Consider the following 17186-nt stretch of genomic DNA (forward strand, 5'->3'; position numbering starts at 1 on the left):
ACACCAGCGGCACAACAACTGCGTTCCACGGAGCGCACGGATCGAGGACAACTTTTGACACCGGTAGTGAGCCTCCGCGGAGCCCGCCTGCAGTTCGGCAAGAGGACACTCTGGCGGGATCTCGACCTCGACATCAACCCGGGCGAGTTCTTTGCTGTGCTGGGACCCAACGGGAGTGGCAAGACGAGCTTCCTGAAAGTCCTTCTCGGATTGCAGGAACTCCACTCCGGGACCGTGTCGTTGGGTGGCCACCCGGTGGAACGCGGCAGCAAGCGGATTGGCTACATACCGCAGCAAAAGTCGTTTGCGCCGGACACCCCTCTTAGGGCCCGCGACCTGGTGGGTCTGGGTATTGACGGTCACCGCTGGGGAATGCGATTCGCATCCGGCAACGTCAACCAGCGGATCGACGCACTGTTGGAGCAGGTGGGTGCCTCAGACTATGCCAAGGTGCCGGTAGGGCAATTGTCCGGGGGCGAGCAACAACGGCTCAGGGTTGCACAGGCGCTGGCCACCGAACCTCAGGTTCTCCTCTGCGATGAACCATTGCTGTCCCTCGATTTGCACCATCAGCAGGGGGTCAGTGCGCTGATCAACAAGCAATGCCACGAGCGGAACAGCGCTGTGGTCTTCGTGACCCACGAGATCAACCCTGTGATCGACTACGTGGACCGGGTCCTCTACCTTGCCGGCGGCCAGTTCCGGGTAGGGACGCCCCAGGAAGTGATGACCACGGAAGTTCTTTCCGAGTTGTACGACAGCCATGTGGAGGTCATCCACACCAACGGAAGGATCGTCGTCGTCGGTCTTCCCGACGCAACCACGCACTTCCATGACGATGCCCACGCCACCGCAGGGGAGGAGTTCTAGATGGATCTTGAGAGCATCCTGCAGACCATTTTCAACTTCGAGAACTATGGTGAGTTGCTGGTCCTTGTCCAGAATTCCATCTGGGCGGGAGCTGTTCTCGGCTTGCTGGGCGGACTGGTTGGTACGTTCGTCATGAAGCGGGACCTTGCATTCGCTGTTCACGGCATCTCCGAGCTGTCCTTCGCCGGCGCAGCGTTTGCCCTGTTGATCGGTGCCGACATCATTTTCGGTTCCTTGATCGGCTCGGTGGCTGCCGCTGTGCTTCTTGGTTTCATGGGAGTCCGGGCGCGGGACAAGAACTCGATCATCGGTGTGATCATGCCATTCGGCCTGGGCCTGGGGATCTTGTTCCTTGCTCTGTATGAGGGGCGCGCAGCGAACAAGTTCGGCTTGCTGACCGGTCAGATTGTGTCCGTGGACTCGGTTCAGCTGCAAGTTTTGGCCGGCACCGCCGTGGTAGTGATGGCAGCGCTGGCGGCAATATGGCGGCCACTGAGCTTTGCCAGCGTAGACCCGGAGATGGCTGAGGCCAGAGGCGTTCCTGTCCGGGGACTGGCCATCGGCTTCATGGTGCTTTTGGGGGTCAGCGTGGCCCTGTCCATCCAGATTGTTGGTGCACTCTTGGTCCTCGCCTTACTGATCACCCCTGCAGCTGCTGCGCTGAGGGTGACTACATCGCCGCGTTTGGTGGTGTTGTTGAGTGTGCTTTTCGCGATGACGGCCACAGTGGGCGGAATTCTCTTGGCTTTGGGCAGTCGCATCCCCATCAGCCCTTACGTCACCACGCTGTCCTTCCTGATTTACGTGGTGTGCCGGATCATCGGCAGGGTCCGCGCCAACAGGGGCCTCAACGGCCGGGTGTCACGGGACCAGCCGGCCGGTGCGCTCTAGAGCTTGCCGGCTGCTTTTTTGGCCGTGCATTCGGGGCATAGCCCGAAGATTTCCACTGTGTGGGCAACCTCGGTGAAGCCGTGTTCAGTTGCCGTGCGGGCGGCCCAGGTCTCGACGGCGGGTGCCTCCACTTCTTCTGCCTTGCCGCAGTTGCGGCAGAGCAGGTGGTGGTGGTGTCCGGTGACTGCACACCGGCGGTAGACGGCTTCACCATCACCGTTCCGGAGGACATCAATGAGTCCGTCGTCAGCCAAGGACTGCAGGATGCGGTACGCAGTGGCCAACGACACGGAGATGCCTTTGTTCTGCAAAAGCCGGTACAGCTCCTGGGTGCTGACGAAGTCATCCAATTCATCCAAGGCTGCGCTGACGGCCAAGCGTTGCTTGGTGACGCGCTGCTCCTTGACGCCGCTGGTGGCCGGCGCTTCATTGCCGGTCGTGGCGGAACTGGTGCCTTGTGGCATTGAAAGACTCACTTCCCTGGGGATGCTGGCAAAGCCCAATTTTACCAGTACGGGAAGCTTGGAAACTGTCAGCGGGCGCCCCTAGGCTGTCTCCATGAAGCTCACCAAGTACACCCATGCCTGTGTCCGGTTGGAGAAAGAGGGAAAGGTCCTGGTGATCGATCCCGGGACTTTCTCTGAAGCAGAGGAAGCGCTGAGCGGGGCCCACGCTGTACTTGTGACGCACGAGCATAACGACCACATCGACCGTCCCGCGGTGACAGCAGCCCTGCGGAGCAACACCGCGCTTGAGGTCCACGCCCCGGCCGGGGTGGCTGCTGCGCTGAAGGAAAACGGCGATGTCTCCGACCGCGTGCATACCGTAGAGCCCAACTCCGCCTTTGACGCGGCAGGGTTCAGTATCCGGACCTTCGGTGGACAACATGCCGTCATCCACGCACAGATCCCGGTGGTAGCGAACATCGGCTATCTGGTGGATGACAACGTATTCCACCCGGGGGATTCGTTCGTTGTCCCTGACGGGATCAACGTCCAGACCCTCTTGGTCCCCATCCATGCACCGTGGTCCAAAGTGGGTGAAGTGGTGGACTTCGTGATTTCCGTCCGTGCACCCAAGGCTTTCCCGGTCCACGACGGGCTGCTCAACGAATTGGGACGCGGCATCGTGGAGGGGCATGTCACCCGGATCGGGGCCCGCTATGGCACCGCCTACGTGCGACTGGCGCCCATGGAGTCCGTGGAGGTCTAGGCGGTCCACACCCCGGTGTTGTGAAAGCGCTCCAGAACTGCTTCGTGCGGTGCGGGATCCAGGCCGTGCGCGGCCAGCCACCCGGCGTCGTTGTAGCTGCCCGCATAGCGGTCGCCGGCGTCGCACATGAGTGAAACGATGCTGCCTTTGCGGCCCTCAGCCACCATCCCGGCCACCAACTGCCAGACGCCCCACAGGTTGGTGCCGGTTGAGGGGCCCGCATGGAGGCCGGTGAGTTTCCGGAGGTGCCGCATGGCGGCAACGGATGCGGCGTCGGGCACTTGGATCATATGGTCGATGACCGCCGGCACGAAGCTGGGCTCAGAGCGAGGCCGGCCGATGCCCTCGATCCTGGAGGGCAGGCCCGTGGCCGCAGCCGCGTCTCCGTCGCGCCACGCCGGGTAGAAGGCCGAGTTTTCGGGATCCACCACGGCCAGGCGGGTGTTGTAGCGGTTGTACCGCAGGTAGCGGCCAATGGTGGCGCTGGTACCGCCGGTGCCTGCACCCACCACGATCCAGTCCGGAACCGGGTGTTCTTCCAAAGAGAGTTGTTCGAAGATCGATTCCGCGATGTTGTTGTTGCCGCGCCAGTCCGTCGCCCGCTCGGCGTAGGTGAACTGGTCCATGTAGTAACCACCGGACGTCCTGGCAGTCTCTTCGGCCACGGCATAGACCTCGGACGCGTGGTCGACCAGCAGGCAAGCGCCGCCGAACTCCTCGATCAGGGCGATCTTCTCGGGGCTGGTGGTCTTTGTCATCACCGCGATGAAAGGCAATCCAATGAGCCGGGCGAAATAGGCCTCGGAAACGGCCGTGCTGCCGCTGGAGGCTTCCACAATGGTGGTGCCTTCCGTGATCCAGCCGTTGACCAGGCCGTACAGGAACAAAGATCGTGCCAGGCGGTGCTTGAGGCTGCCGGATCTATGCGTTGACTCGTCTTTCAGGTACAGCTGGACGCCCCAGTGCTCCGGGAGTGGAACCGCGTAAAGATGGGTGTCGGCCGAGCGGTTGTTCTCTGCCTCGATCTTGCGGATGGCCTCACTGGCCCATGCCCTGTCCTGAATACACGAATTGCTCACCGGATAAGCCTAGGCTGGAATTCGGGCACCGGCAGCAACAGAGCCTGTGCAGGAAGACCGGATGCCTGACCGTCGCGGCAAGAACGAAGGAGAACCATGGCCACGTTGATAAGTGCGTCAGCACTGCACCAGCGACTCGAAACCGGGGAGCGGACCGTACTCCTGGATGTCCGCTGGGTCCTGGGCCGTACTGACGGTCACCTTGACTATCTGACGGCCCACCTTCCAGGCGCCGTTTTCGTGGACCTCCCCACAGAGCTGGCCGACCACGCGCAGCCCGGGCTGGGCCGCCACCCACTGCCAACCCGCGACCACTTTCAGGACTCCGCGCGAAGGTGGGGGATCAACGACGGCGACACGATCGTCGCGTACGACAACAGCGGCAACATGGCCGCAGCACGTGTTTGGTGGATGCTGCGGAACGCCGGCGTTGACGCTGTCTACCTGCTCGACGGCGGCTTGGCAGCCTGGCGCGCGAACGGTTACGCGGTGGAGACCGGCGAGGTGAGTCCCGCCGTCGGGAATGTCACGTTGGGCGAGGGCCGCATGCCGGTCATTTCCGAGAGTGAGGCGGCACAGTGGCACCGCAGGGGCGTGTTGCTGGATGCCCGGGCGGGGGAGCGGTACCGCGGTGAAGTGGAGCCGATTGACCCCAAGGCCGGGCATATCCCGGGCGCACTGAGCGCGCCGACCACAGGGAACGTCACGGCCGAGGGCATGTTCCTGCCGGTGGAGGAGTTGCGGCGGCGCTTTGAGGAGTTGGGTCTGGGCACCTCGTCCAACGTTGCGGTGTATTGCGGTTCCGGAGTGACGGCCTCCCATGAGATCGCCGCCTTGGAGATCGCCGGTTACCGTGCGGCGCTGTTCCCGGGATCGTTCTCGCAATGGTCCAACAATGATGCCAACGACGTCGCTGTGGGCAGCGAGCCTTTTGAAGGAGCCGGTGGCCACCCAAGTGGCACAAGCACGGCTGCCGGGAGTAGCGTCGGAGCATGACTCCCGGACGCCCTGTGCCCCCGCCCCTTGCCAAGCCCATTACTTTGGACACCAGTGAATCCAGGACCGGAAGCACGCTGGCGGCCGCCTACGGCGCGACGTCTCCGGACAGTGGTTTGGTACCCCTGACGGTGGCCCGCCGCGCACCTAAAGAGGATGACGTGGAGATTGCCATTGAGTTCTGCGGACTGTGCCACTCGGATGTGCACGCAACGCGCGGTGAATGGCGGGTTCCTCCCTACCCGCTGGTCCCCGGCCATGAGATCGTAGGTCGCGTCACCCGTGTAGGCGGCGCGGTGCAGGACTTCGCTCCCGGCGACCGCGTAGGTGTCGGCTGCTTGGTGGACTCATGCCGCGAATGCGAAAGCTGTCTTGATGGATTGGAACAGTACTGCGAGCGGGGCAACATCGGCACGTACGGTGCTGTAGATCCGCGAAACGGCGACTCGGTCACCCAAGGCGGGTATTCGACGTCGGTGGTGGTGGACAGGCGCTTCGTACTGCGCGTCCCGGATGCTTTGGACGCCGCGGCGGCCGCACCGTTGCTGTGCGCCGGCATCACCACCTATTCGCCGCTCCGGTATTTCGATGTGGAAGAAGGCGACTCCGTGGGAGTGGTGGGCTTGGGTGGTCTGGGGCATATGGCTGTCAAGATCGCCAAGGCCATGGGCGCCGACGTCACCGTTTTCACCACCTCCGAGTCCAAGTTCGACGCTGCCCGGGCACTCGGCGCCGACCACGTGGTCCTGTCCAAGGATGCGGACGCCATGGAGGCCGCCAACCGGAGCATTGACGTCATTATCGACACAGTGGCGGCGCCCCACGATCTCAACCCCTACTTCCGGACCCTTCGCCTGGACGGGGCCCTCTTCCAGTTGGGACTTCCCGCTGACGACATGCCGCCGGTCAGCCCCGGGTTGCTCATCCGCCGTCGACTCGCCTATGCGGGTTCGTTGATTGGTGGCATCGAGGAGACGCAGGAAATGCTGGACTTCTGTGCGGAACACGGAGTGGTGAGCGACATCGAGGTTGTCGCTGCGGAGCAACTCAATGAAGCCTACGACCGCATGGTGGCCGGCGACGTGAAGTACCGTTTCGTACTGGACACAGCAACTCTTCAGGAACCATCCGAAAGGGCAGACGCATGAGCACACTGTTCACCAAGATCATCAATGGGGAAATCCCGGGCCGCTTTGTGTGGAAGGACCAGGACGTGGTTGCTTTCCTGACCATTTCGCCCATCACCCAAGGGCACACCCTGGTGGTGCCGCGTGATGAGGTTGACTCATGGACGCATGCTAGTCCCGAATTGCTGGCCAAGGTCATGGACGTGGCCCAGCGCATCGGCAAGGTGCAGGAGGATTTGTTTGATGCCAAGCGTGTGGGCGTCCTGATGGAAGGCTTCGAGGTGGACCACCTGCATGTTCACGTGTGGCCTGCCTACTCCACGGCAGACTTTGAAATTCACAACGTGGACCACAACCCGGATCCCGCGGTCATGGAGGCCACGGCAGTGAAGCTCCGTGCGGCGCTCCGGGAAGCGGGCCACGGGGACGCTGTCCCCGAGGACTGACTCCTACACGACTTAACCCGGCGGTGCTAATAAGCACCGCCGGGTTTTTCATGGCAATGCGGGTGCGGTTATGCGGGTGCCAGGGCCTGGTTCAGCACCGTGCGGATCCGCTTCTCCGACACCGAGTAGGCCGTGCCGAGCTCCACCGCAAAGAGGCTCACCCGCAGTTCTTCGATCATCCAGCGCACACGGGTTAACTCGGTGCCCGCCCTGCGCCCCGGAAGGAGAGCAGAAACAGCGTCATCGTAGTCATCCTCCAGCGCCTGAATGATCGCCATGTTCAAGCTGTCTCGTTGGACGTTGCCAGGGAGCTTTTGCAGCCGTTTCTCGATGCCCTGAAGGTACCGCGGCAGTTGGCTGAGCTGCGCGTAGCCCGTCTGTGCCACAAAGCCAGGAAAGACCAACTGCTCCAGCTGGCTCTTCATATCGTTGAGGGCACTGATCAGCGGCAGGCTTGCAATGGACTTGAGCTCTTTCTGGATCCTGCGGGTGCTGGCCAGGACACGTTCGACGACGGCCGTCACTGTGAACACGGTATCGATCAGTTCTGCGCGGACTACCTCGTACAACGCATCGAACGCCTCCTTGTCCCATGGCAGATCCTGCGGAACCAGTTTGTCGATGGCTGCCAGTGCGCAGTCCGCGATGAGTGCGCTCACGGATCCGTGCGGGTTCTGGCTAAACGTCAGCTTCTCCGTGTTACTGAGGTGCTCCAGCACGTAACGGTCGGGTGGCGGGATCCGCAGGGCAAGCAATCGTATGACGCCGCCACGCATGGCGGCCTCCTGCTCCGGGCGGGTCTGAAATACCCGGAGTGCCACGGACTTTCCTTCGTCCACGATCGCCGGGAACCCGGTGACGGCGTGGCCCTTGACCGTCCGGGTAACCTGGCGCTCCACGGTGCCGAAGTCCCACGTGGTGATGCCGCCGCGTTCGGCAACAATTCCATCGCCTGCGGGCGTTGCGCCCGGGGCTGGCGTTTGACCGTTGGGTGGGCCCGATGTGCCGGTTCCCTTGCCGCCCTTGGCGCGTGACGTCGTCGCGGGTGTGGCGCCGAGCGATTCGGCGATGGCGCGGCGCGTTGCCGGCGCCAGCTTCTCCTGGAGTTCAGCGAGGTCCTTTCCTTCGTCAAGCACCTTGCCCTTGCTGTCCACCACCTTGAAGCTCACGCGCAAGTGAGGCGGTACCGCGTCCCAGTTCCACGAGCCCGGAGGAATGACGTGTCCGCGGAGCCGGCGAAGGACCAGTTCCAAGGACGGCTCCAGTTCATCGGTGGCGGGGTCGAAATCGGCTTCCAGCGCTGCGGTTGCTTGCCGTGCAACGTCCGGGGCAGGCACAAAGTTCTTCCGTATTTGCTTGGGTAGCGACTTGATCAGCGCCGTCACCAGCTCTACACGTTGCCCCGGAATTTGCCAGCGGAACGGGGCATCGTCCAGTTGGTTCAGGAACAGCACCGGGACTTCAGCGGTAACACCGTCGGATGGATTAGGGGCCGAACCGGGCGCCACGGGATGGAACTCGTAGCTCAACGGGAGTTCGAATCCCTTGTGCAGCCAGCTCTTCGGGTATGCGGAGTCGTCCAGCGCCTCGGCGTCTTCGCTCATCAACAACGATTGGTCGAAGTCCAGGAGAGCGGGATCCGTGTGGCGGGCATCCTTCCACCACTTATCAAAGTGCCTCTCGGAGACCACTTCTTTGCCCACGCGTGCGTCATAGAAGTCGAACAGCGTCTGGTCGTCCACCAGGATGTCCCGCCGCCTCATGCGGGTTTCGAGTTCTTCGATTTCCTGGAGCAGGGCACGGTTGCGATGGAAGAACTTATGGTGTGTTTTCCACTCGCCCTCCACCAAGGCATGGCGAATGAACATTTCCCGGGAGAGTTCGGGATCGATGCGCCCGTAGTTGACCCGGCGGTTAGGAATAATCGGCACGCCGTACAGCGTCACCTTCTCATGGGCCATGACGGCGCCTTGCCGCGAAGACCAATGAGGTTCGCTGTACGACCTCTTCACCAGGTCCGGGGCGACTTGCTCGGCCCACAAAGGATCGAACTTGGCAGCAACACGCGCCCACAACCGGCTGGTTTCCACGAGCTCGGCCGCCATCACGAACGCCGGGGATTTCTTGAACAGCGCCGAGCCGGGGAAGATCGCGAAGCGGCTGCCGCGTGCACCGGCGTATTCGCGCTTGCGCTCATCCAGGAGACCGATGTGGCTCAGCAATCCGGAGAGCAGGCTGATATGGATGCCCTCGTAGTTGCCGACGGGATCAGCTTCGCGTTTGTTGTCCAACACAATGCCAAGAGGTTTGGCCATCTGCCGAAGCTGGGTGAAAAGGTCCTGCCACTCACGAACACGCAGGTAGTTGATGAATTCGTTGCGGCACAGCTTGCGGAACTGGGTTGAGGAGAGTTCGCGCTGCTTTTCCTGGATGTAGTTCCACAGGTTAAGGAAGCCGGTGAAGTCCGACAACTCATCCCGGAAGCGTGCATGCTTTTCCGCGGCAAGCTGCTGCTTGTCCGTGGGCCGTTCGCGGGGGTCCTGGATGGTCAGTGCTGCGGCCAGGATCATGACTTCGCGTACGCAGCCGCGTTTGCCGGCCTCCACGATCATCCGGCCCAGCCGCGGATCCACCGGCAGCTGGGCAAGTTTCTGCCCGACGGCGGTCAGGCCACTGCCACTGCGACCGTTACCCTGCGCGTCACCGGCCTTGGGCGAACTCAAAGCGCCGAGTTCGCGCAGGAGCGTGACGCCGTCGTTGATAGCACGCGAGTCCGGCGGTTCCACGAAGGGGAAGTTCTCTACATCCTTGGGGCCGCGCGCAACGCCCATGGCGGTCATCTGCAGGATGACCGCAGCGAGATTGGTCCGGAGGATCTCCGGATCCGTGAACTGCGGACGCGACTCGAAGTCCTCTTCCGAGTACAAACGGATGGCGATGCCCTCGGACACGCGCCCACAGCGGCCCGAGCGCTGGTTGGCCGAGGCCTGGGAAACTCGCTCGATGGGCAGCCGCTGGACTTTGGTCCGGTGCGAGTACCGCGAGATGCGGGCGGTGCCGGTATCGATCACGTACTTGATACCCGGCACGGTCAGCGACGTTTCGGCGACGTTGGTGGCAAGGATGATGCGTCGTTTTCCGCCGGGGTTGAACACCCTGTGCTGCTCTTGCAGGCTCAATCGGGCAAAAAGGGGCAGGACTTCCGTCCCGGCAAGGCGCCGGTTCGTTTGGATGCGGCCGTTGATGGCCTCGGCAGCATCCCTGATTTCACGCTCACCGGAAAAGAAGACGAGGATGTCGCCGGGTGCTTCCTTGGCGAGCTCGTCCACGGCATCGCATACGGCGTCCAGGGGATCGCGGTCCTCTTCAAGTTCGTCGTCCGAGGTATCTTCCTCCCCGCCGGCGGGTTGGGACAACGGCCTGTACCGGATCTCTACCGGGTAAGTTCGTCCGGAGACCTCGATGATCGGCGCTGGATCTTCCTCGCTGCCGAAGTGCTTGGCGAAGCGTTGGGGATCGATGGTGGCCGAGGTGATGATGACCTTGAGGTCCGGGCGCTGGGGGAGGATGCGTTTGAGGTAGCCCAGGATGAAGTCGATGTTGAGGCTGCGCTCGTGGGCCTCGTCGATGATGATGGTGCTGTATTTCCGGAGCAGTTTGTCCCGCTGGATCTCCGCGAGGAGGATGCCGTCGGTCATCAGCTTGATCTTGGTGGAAGCGCTGACCTCACCGGTGAAGCGGACCTGGAAGCCCACCTCCTGTCCGATCTCTACATCGAGTTCAGACGCGATGCGTTCGGCTACTGTGCGGGCCGCCAACCGGCGTGGCTGGGTATGCCCGATCAGGCCTTTGTCTCCAAGGCCAAGTTCGAGGCACATCTTGGGGATCTGCGTGGTCTTACCCGAACCGGTCTCACCGGCAATGATGGTCACCTGGTTTGCGGCGATGGCCGCCATCAGATCCTCGCGGCGCTCGGATACGGGCAGCTCTGCGGGGTAGGAAATATGAAGTGTCATGGCTGCTGTCAGTCTACTGTGGCTGGGGTTCGGCGTCCGCTGTGTCCGTCACAGTCCCGGCTGCCGCACTCAGCCGGTGCGCGAGTTCCATGGCGTAGGTCGTGAATTCAACAGGCTCGAGGATCTCGAAGTCCATGTCCAGCGCGGCCAGATAGGCGGCCGGGGCAGCCAGGTTATCCCATCCGGACCGCAGGATGGTGGCTTCCGGCCCGTCGGCTGTCAGCGTCGCGTACTGGGAATTGACGACGGCGGCCACCTCGCCCAGCGGCGCGTGAAGCCGCACCACGACGTCGAATCTGTAAGGCGAACGGGTGATCGACTGTTGGACGTACGCTGCCAGGTCTTCCGCGGGCAGGGGCCTGGGCGTGTATCTTTTTCGTTCTGACGGCAGGGAAGCGAGGCGGTCGGCCCGGAACGTCCGCCAGTCCTCCCGATCAACATCCCACGCCACCAAGTACCAGCGACGCCCCGTGTCCACCAATCGGTAGGGCTCCACCAGCCGCCGTGCTGACTCGCCGTCGGACTTGACGTAGTCAAAGGTGATTTGGCGCCGGTCCGATATCGCGGCCGAGACGACGGTCAGTTGTTCAGGATCTACGGTGGCCGCATTGCTGGGAAGGGTAGTGACGGCCGCTTTCAGCATGGCGAACTTCGGGCGCAGCCGGGACGGCAGGACCTGCTCCAGCTTTGCCAGGGCGCGGACGGATGCCTCGCCGATGCCTGCCACCGGGCCGGCGGCTACCGAACTCAAACCGAGGGCGACAGCCAAGGCCTCATTGTCATCCAGCAGCAGCGGGGGAAGCTGCGCGCCGGCACCAAGCTGGTAACCGCCCGCGATCCCGGGGGAGGCGTGGATGGGGTAGCCAAGGTTCCGTAGCTTGTCGATGTCGCGTCGGACGGTCCGCTCGGTCACGCCCATCCGATCAGCGAGTGCCGGGCCCGTCCATTCGCGTCGCACCTGCAACAGTGACAGCAGCTGGAGGAGCCGGGCAGACGTTTGAATCATGCAAGTGAATCTAGCCCATGGGCGTCCCGGGTGGGCGTCGGGCAGACATAGGGACGCCCGCCGTTCAGGGGAATCCTGCAGAATTCCGTGAACGTACGGGCGTCGGTTGGATTGGCGTGGTGGACCTTGCAGTCGCCTGGCATGCCCCTAGTAGATGCGGGGGTTCCAGTACGGGCTGCTCGGAGCGTCGAAGGCGCTCCAGGGTTCCTTGGAATTGATGGGCGGGTTGTGCCCGCGTCCATCCTTCAACAGGGCTGAAACGGTAGCTGCGACGGCGGTGATGAGGACGATGAAGAGGATGATTCCGAAGATTTCCATGTCTCAAGCCTGCTCTTGTGGGACTCCAAGAAACAGTGGCAGAAATGCCCCATTTAGATAATTTTCTGCCACACTGGAGGTATGTTGAAATCAGTGGCGGTGATTGTTGTACCCAACTTCTCGGTCTTCGAATTCGGTACGGCCTTCGAGGTCTTCGGCATCGACCGATCTGACCGTGGTGCCGGGGTACCGGCCTTCGATTTCCGGGTGGTAACACCGGAACCGGGTGACGTCCGCATGAAGTCCGGTCTGTCGCTTCATGTGAACCTCGGCCTCGAAGCAGCGGCAGATGCAGACCTCGTCATCATGGCGCCGTTCGGCCGGGACCAGGACGTCCCCGAGTCCGTCATGGATGCGTTGCGGGCAGCACATGCCAGGGGTGCGTGGGTGATGTCCATTTGCTCCGGGGCCTATGCCCTGGCCCGCGCCGGTTTGTTGGACGGACGGCGTTGCACCACGCACTGGCACTATTCGCAGGATCTGGCCAGCCGGTACCCGTCCGCGATCGTGGACGAGAACGTCCTCTACGTGCAGGACGGAACCATCATCACCAGCGCCGGTACGGCCGCGGGAATCGACGCATGCCTCCATCTTGTCCGTGAGGAATTGGGGGCGAACGTGGCTGCTGCAATCGCACGCGACATGGTGGTACCGCCGCATCGCGACGGTGGCCAGGCCCAGTTCATTGACAGGCCCATGCCCCGTTGCGGTTCCGCACCCATGGAGGAACTGCTTCGCTGGATGGTTGAACACCTCGACGAAGAACACAGCGTGAACGAGTTGGCTGCACGGCTCCACATGTCGCCAAGGACGTTCGCCCGGCGCTTCCGCGCGGAAACCGGAGCTACGCCCGCTGCCTGGCTGAACTCGCAACGCGTGCTGCGTGCGCAGGAACTGTTGGAAACCACTGAGCTGAACATCGACGAGATCGCTCGTGTTGCAGGGTTCGGGCATTCTGTCCTGCTGCGCCACCACTTCACAAAAGTGCTGGACACGAGTCCACAGAGCTACAGGCGGGCATTCCGGGGACAGTTGGCAGAAGCCATCTGAAACCCAGCGGCTGCTGCCCGACGAAGGCGGCTGCTCTTAGCGTCGGCTGCCGAGCCGTCCCCGTGACTCCGAACCTTCGGCTTGGGCGCATTCCACCAGTTCCTGCCAAGGCCCGGTTACGGCGCGGTCGGGGAGAGTGGCGCGGCGTTGCCCTGCGCGGATGGAGTACATGAACCGGTCAGGTTCGTTGGGTGTCCGGGCTTGACTTTTGGCTTCGTCCCACGGGCAGGCCTCCACGATCGGAACCCATCGTTCCTTCTCATCGGGGGACACAGCATCCACGCTCCAGACGCGTGTCATCGCGGCGATTCCCCCACTGCGTTGGACGGTGATCTTCATGGCCGGCTGCTTCTCGTTCGACGTTCTGTAGTCAGCCAACCGGCAGGGACCGGAGCAAACTGTCCGGTCCCGCCACCTGACTAAACCTTGACCTTCACAGTCTCCCACGCCTTCAGGACGGCGTCATGCTCAGCTGACCCGGAACCGAAAAGTTCCTCAGCGGTCGCAAGAGTGGTCTTGGCAAACTTTCCAAAAGTACAGGTTGCCGGCAGGGATCCACTGGTCAAGGTGCCGTACCAGATCTGGCCGGGTGCCTCCCAAGCCTTGCCGCCGAGTTCCGAGGCCACAACATAGAAAGCCTTGTTGGGGATGCCGGAGTTGATGTGCACTCCGCCATTGTCAGCGCTCGTCCGCACGTACGTATCCATGGAGTCCGGCTGGGGGTCCTTTCCCAAAACGTCGTCGTCATAAGCTGTCCCCGGTGCTTTCATGGAGCGCAGGGCGGCACCTTGGACCTGCCCGGTGAAAAGGCCCTCCCCAATGAGCCAACTGGCGTCCCCTGCGGACTCCTGCTTGAGATACTGCTCGACGAGGACCCCGAAGACGTCCGACATGGACTCGTTGAGTGCTCCGGCTTGGTTCCGATACGCCAGATTGGCTGTGTACTGCGTAACCCCGTGGGCGAGTTCATGGCCAATGACGCTCACGGACTTGGTGAAGCGCTGGAAAATCTGGCCGTCACCGTCGCCGAAGACCATCTGGCTGCCGTCCCAAAAGGCGTTGTCGTAGAGCTTCCCATAGTGGACCGTTGCATCCAGGGAGAGCCCGGCATCGTCAATGGAATCCCTGCCGAAAATCTCGCCGTACAGCCGGTGCGTGCTCCCGAGGCCGTCGTAGGCCTCGTCCGCAGCGACATCTCCGACGGGTGGGGCACCCTCCTTGCGGACAATGCGGCCGGGCAGGGTTTCCGATGAGCCGGCGTCGAAAATGGTCCGCTTGGGCGGACCCGGTTTGGCTTGGCGTGCGCTTGGCGGTGCCGCGGGGATAGGGGCTGTACGGATGGCCTGCAGGTCCTTGATGTGCAGCAAGGACTCCTTGGCGGCCCGGGCAACCGCCCGAAGCCGTGGTTCATTCCGGGCAGCAATCCTGCGCAGCATATACGGCGGGACAATTGAACACATCACGGTGAAACCCCTTTGGCTATCGGTATGACCAACTGGAATCAGCCTAGGATCAGGGACGGACAATATTGCGGTTCAGGCCCGGCAAGCCTCCAACTGATAGTCGGTAACCGGCACGCAAAAAAATACCCCGCCAGCAGGACTGGCGGGGTATTCGTTGTGCCCTCGATAGGATTCGAACCTACGGCCTTCTGCTCCGGAGGCAGACGCTCTATCCCCTGAGCTACGAGGGCATCCAGGGTTCCCTCCGTTGCCGGTGGGACGTCCTAGAGCTTAGCAGCCACGGAGCCGCAAATGAAAACCCGGCGCCCCTCCGGCGAGCCCGGTCCGGAACCCCGCGGATCAGTAGCCCGCGAATGAGTCGACATGTACCCGGCGCGCTCCTGCACCACGTGCTGCAGCGCGCAGGGAGTCCACGCTCGCCGGGGAGCCCGAGACGAAAACTTCCCGATCCCCGATATCCGGAACCAGCTCCTTGAGGCGTGCGGCATCGATCCTGGACGTACCGGCGTCCACCATGAACTCCGGGGGAGTGGAACCGTCCGCCAGCCGGGCCAACACTTTGGCGCCGGAGGCTTCCAGCTGTTCCACGCACGCAAGTTCATCGCGACCCTTTGCGAGGTACACAACCACGGTGTCGCGGGCGGCGTCGTCGGCCGCCAGCTGCGACACGAAAGGCGTAATGCCGATACCCGCGGCGATCAGCAGGACCGGCTTCCCGGCGTCGCGCGGTAAAACAAAGTCTCCGCCCACGGCCGTTGCAGAAACGCTGTCCCCGGGCTGAAGCGCAAACAGTGCCTTCTTGGCCGTAGACAGGGGCTCGGCCGTACCCACGCCGAACGTAACCTCGGCCGCGCCGGGCGGGCTGGTGATGCTGAAAACCCGTCGGCGCCCCTTGCCGTCGGATCCGGCATGCGGCAGGTTCAGCTCCATGAATTGTCCGGCGGCAAAGCGCACGGGCCGCTGTGGCTCGAACCTGAATTCAGTACTGGCGGGGGTGAGGGGGCGCGAGCCCTTGAACGTCAGATGGACGCCACCGCGCTGTCCCAGGAAGAACGCCAAAAGATTGCCCAGCAACAGCGCGAGTTCCGGGGAGTTGGCAATGAAACCAAAGTTGTAGGGAACGGCGAAGACAACACCCACGACGGCGGCAAGCGCCAGCTGCTGCCAGCGACGGGGAGGCAGGGTGAGGGGCTCCGAGAGCATGAATCCCACGAAGAACAGCAACGGGCGCTGTGCCAAGGACTGCCACAAGGCCTGGCCCAATGTCATGCTGCGGCTGAGGAGCTCTACCGTGATGATGCTGGTGGCAGCCGCGAGGAAAACGGCGGCCATCAGCATTTTCCGAGTGCGGTACAGGACAAGCAGCACCCCGGGAACCAAGAGCCAGAGCATGGCCGGCGTGGCAGCCCACCACGTGGCGATGTTGAGCCCCGTCAGGCCCGTGATGAACGCACCGGCCGCGGCCGGGTTGAAAATATGCCGCCCACGGAAGGCCAGAGCATACTTGGACACGCTGGCCAGCACGCATGCCAAAGCAACCCCCGCCATGTCCATCACGCCAAAGGCCGGCCAGAACAGGAAGTAGATCAGCAGCCCGGTAATAAGTGACGACTCCGTGTGCGGCTTCACGCCGAAGAGCAGCGCGAGCAGCCGGCTGGAGGCATAGGTCACACCCAAGCAAAGCACAAGGTGTACCGCCATCTCCGGGAGCCCGAAGGTCAACCACCCCAGGATGTTCAGGACCATGCTGTAGACAACCAGCACGCCCAGCACCCAGAGAATCAAGCGGTACATGGTGAAGCGGCCCAACCAAGTGTCCAGACGCGACTTAGCGGCAATCATGTGAACAGTCTCCCCTCAAAACCGGTCGAAAACGCGGCAACACCACTCGACGACACCGAAAGCCATGAGAAATCAAATTCCTCCTCCAGCCGAGCCGGTTCAAGCATGAACAATGCCGTGGCAAGTCCGTCCGCAACCAAGGCGCTCGCAGCCATGGCCCATGTAGCCACCGTGGTGTGAATAGGCTCGCCCGTCGTTCCATCCAGGACATGGTGGAGACCGTCACCCCACGTGCGTCGGTTTGAAGCAGAGGCACACAGTGCGGAGTTGTTCAGCTCCACCGTTCCTATGGCCTGCCGGGGGTTATAGGGATGCTCCAACGCAACGGTGACCGGGTGGCTTCCCGCGTGCAGCATGTCGCCGCTGCCATCCACCAGGAAGTCAGTGTGATCCGTTGCCAACAGGATTTCGCCCAACAGGTCAACCAGCTGGCCCTTCCCGGCTGCTCCGACGTCCAAAACTAACGGCTCTTTCGCGGCCAGGTCCGTGCCTGTCCAATCGAGGACGTCTTCCCACCGCGGCGGGGCGAGGGGATTTCCTGACGGAACAAGAGCGTAGCCGGCGTCGTAACCCAGACGCTCCAAGCTGCTGCCGATGAGTGGGGTCATGGCACCATCGCTGAGGCGATACAGCACCGAATATAGCTTCTGGAGGGCGACTGCATGCTCCGGCAGCGTGATGATGCCCGGACCGCGGGACAGGCCGGACACCAAGGAATCCGGCCTGAACCGCGACCACGTCTTGTCGTATGCCGCGACTGTTTCAAGCACCTCGCGCCGGACGGCGGGTACCAAACTGTCCGGCGTCGAAATCTCCCACTGCGTACCGATCCCTTCGAAGCTGAAGGTGCTCCAGCCAGGGTGCGGCATG

At 62.7% G+C, this 17186-nt stretch carries 16 protein-coding genes and 1 tRNA gene; 7 read left to right on the plus strand and 10 right to left on the minus strand.

Translation table 11 applies throughout. The annotated features are described in order from the left end of the window. Positions 1–66 precede the first annotated feature (66 nt). Both AC1RJY_RS06250 and AC1RJY_RS06255 read left to right on the plus strand, forming a co-directional pair. Entirely contained in the window at positions 67–870 is an 804-nt protein-coding gene (locus tag AC1RJY_RS06250; RefSeq protein WP_014922198.1) for a metal ABC transporter ATP-binding protein, read from the plus strand. After that, positions 871–1761: a metal ABC transporter permease gene (locus AC1RJY_RS06255; protein WP_014922197.1), complete on the plus strand. Its 891-nt coding sequence runs from the start codon at positions 871–873 to the stop codon at positions 1759–1761. On the opposite strand, the gene AC1RJY_RS06260 is transcribed toward AC1RJY_RS06255, so the two are convergent. After that, positions 1758–2225 carry a Fur family transcriptional regulator gene (locus AC1RJY_RS06260; protein WP_014922196.1) on the minus strand — a complete coding sequence of 156 codons (468 nt, stop codon included), beginning with the start codon at positions 2223–2225 and terminating at the stop codon, positions 1758–1760. The genes AC1RJY_RS06255 and AC1RJY_RS06260 overlap by 4 nt on opposite strands. A gap of 94 nt (positions 2226–2319) precedes the next feature. Here AC1RJY_RS06260 and AC1RJY_RS06265 point away from each other — a divergent pair, with 94 nt between their 5' ends. Further along, positions 2320–2973, plus strand: coding sequence for an MBL fold metallo-hydrolase (locus AC1RJY_RS06265; RefSeq protein WP_011775288.1), 654 nt, complete (start codon positions 2320–2322; stop codon positions 2971–2973). On the opposite strand, the gene cds1 is transcribed toward AC1RJY_RS06265, so the two are convergent. Next, positions 2970–4052 (minus strand): L-cysteine desulfhydrase Cds1, encoded by a 1083-nt coding sequence (cds1, locus tag AC1RJY_RS06270; protein WP_210063643.1) that lies wholly within the window; start codon positions 4050–4052, stop codon positions 2970–2972. The genes AC1RJY_RS06265 and cds1 overlap by 4 nt on opposite strands. Positions 4053–4148: 96 nt before the next feature. Between cds1 and AC1RJY_RS06275 the strand changes: the two genes are divergently transcribed. Genes AC1RJY_RS06275 through AC1RJY_RS06285 form a run of 3 tightly spaced genes read left to right on the plus strand, consistent with a single transcriptional unit; the run spans position 4149 to position 6621 of the window. Continuing rightward, positions 4149–5048, plus strand: a complete 900-nt coding sequence (locus AC1RJY_RS06275) for a sulfurtransferase (protein ID WP_498601845.1) — start codon at positions 4149–4151, stop codon at positions 5046–5048. Continuing rightward, positions 5045–6196, plus strand: coding sequence for an NAD(P)-dependent alcohol dehydrogenase (locus AC1RJY_RS06280; protein ID WP_498601847.1), 1152 nt, complete (start codon positions 5045–5047; stop codon positions 6194–6196). Before AC1RJY_RS06275 ends, AC1RJY_RS06280 begins: the two co-directional genes overlap by 4 nt. Then, positions 6193–6621 carry an HIT family protein gene (locus AC1RJY_RS06285; protein ID WP_011775284.1) on the plus strand — a complete coding sequence of 143 codons (429 nt, stop codon included), beginning with the start codon at positions 6193–6195 and terminating at the stop codon, positions 6619–6621. Before AC1RJY_RS06280 ends, AC1RJY_RS06285 begins: the two co-directional genes overlap by 4 nt. Before the next feature lie 68 nt (positions 6622–6689). On the opposite strand, the gene hrpA is transcribed toward AC1RJY_RS06285, so the two are convergent. The 3 genes from hrpA to AC1RJY_RS06300 form a co-directional block, all read right to left on the minus strand. Beyond that, positions 6690–10637 (minus strand): ATP-dependent RNA helicase HrpA, encoded by a 3948-nt coding sequence (gene hrpA / locus AC1RJY_RS06290; RefSeq protein WP_498601848.1) that lies wholly within the window; start codon positions 10635–10637, stop codon positions 6690–6692. Positions 10638–10650: 13 nt separating this feature from the next. Then, positions 10651–11643 (minus strand): helix-turn-helix transcriptional regulator, encoded by a 993-nt coding sequence (locus AC1RJY_RS06295; RefSeq protein ID WP_014922191.1) that lies wholly within the window; start codon positions 11641–11643, stop codon positions 10651–10653. A gap of 147 nt (positions 11644–11790) precedes the next feature. Continuing rightward, positions 11791–11961, minus strand: a complete 171-nt coding sequence (locus tag AC1RJY_RS06300) for a hypothetical protein (protein WP_014922190.1) — start codon at positions 11959–11961, stop codon at positions 11791–11793. Between the two features lie 81 nt (positions 11962–12042). On the opposite strand from AC1RJY_RS06300, the gene AC1RJY_RS06305 reads away from it, so the two are divergent. Continuing rightward, complete coding sequence (locus AC1RJY_RS06305; protein ID WP_011775282.1) at positions 12043–13011, plus strand: GlxA family transcriptional regulator; 969 nt, start codon at positions 12043–12045, stop codon at positions 13009–13011. Positions 13012–13047: 36 nt separating this feature from the next. Here the strand turns inward: AC1RJY_RS06305 and AC1RJY_RS06310 are convergent, their stop codons facing one another. The 5 genes from AC1RJY_RS06310 to AC1RJY_RS06330 all read right to left on the minus strand — a co-directional run bounded on the left by AC1RJY_RS06310 (position 13048) and on the right by AC1RJY_RS06330 (position 17185). After that, positions 13048–13350, minus strand: coding sequence for a protealysin inhibitor emfourin (locus AC1RJY_RS06310; RefSeq protein WP_014922189.1), 303 nt, complete (start codon positions 13348–13350; stop codon positions 13048–13050). A gap of 80 nt (positions 13351–13430) precedes the next feature. Beyond that, complete coding sequence (locus tag AC1RJY_RS06315) at positions 13431–14471, minus strand: M4 family metallopeptidase (RefSeq protein ID WP_498601976.1); 1041 nt, start codon at positions 14469–14471, stop codon at positions 13431–13433. A gap of 160 nt (positions 14472–14631) precedes the next feature. Continuing rightward, positions 14632–14704: transfer RNA gene (locus tag AC1RJY_RS06320), tRNA-Arg, on the minus strand. 109 nt (positions 14705–14813) lie between these two features. Continuing rightward, on the minus strand, positions 14814–16316 hold the full coding sequence (locus AC1RJY_RS06325; RefSeq protein ID WP_498601849.1) for an FAD-dependent oxidoreductase: 1503 nt from the start codon (positions 16314–16316) through the stop codon (positions 14814–14816). Next, complete coding sequence (locus AC1RJY_RS06330) at positions 16313–17185, minus strand: FAD:protein FMN transferase (RefSeq protein WP_498601850.1); 873 nt, start codon at positions 17183–17185, stop codon at positions 16313–16315. The genes AC1RJY_RS06325 and AC1RJY_RS06330 overlap by 4 nt, the downstream gene beginning before the upstream one ends. Between the last annotated feature and the right edge of the window lies 1 nt (position 17186).

The sequence above is a fragment of the Arthrobacter sp. GW822-FHT05G07 genome, from assembly GCF_058799755.1.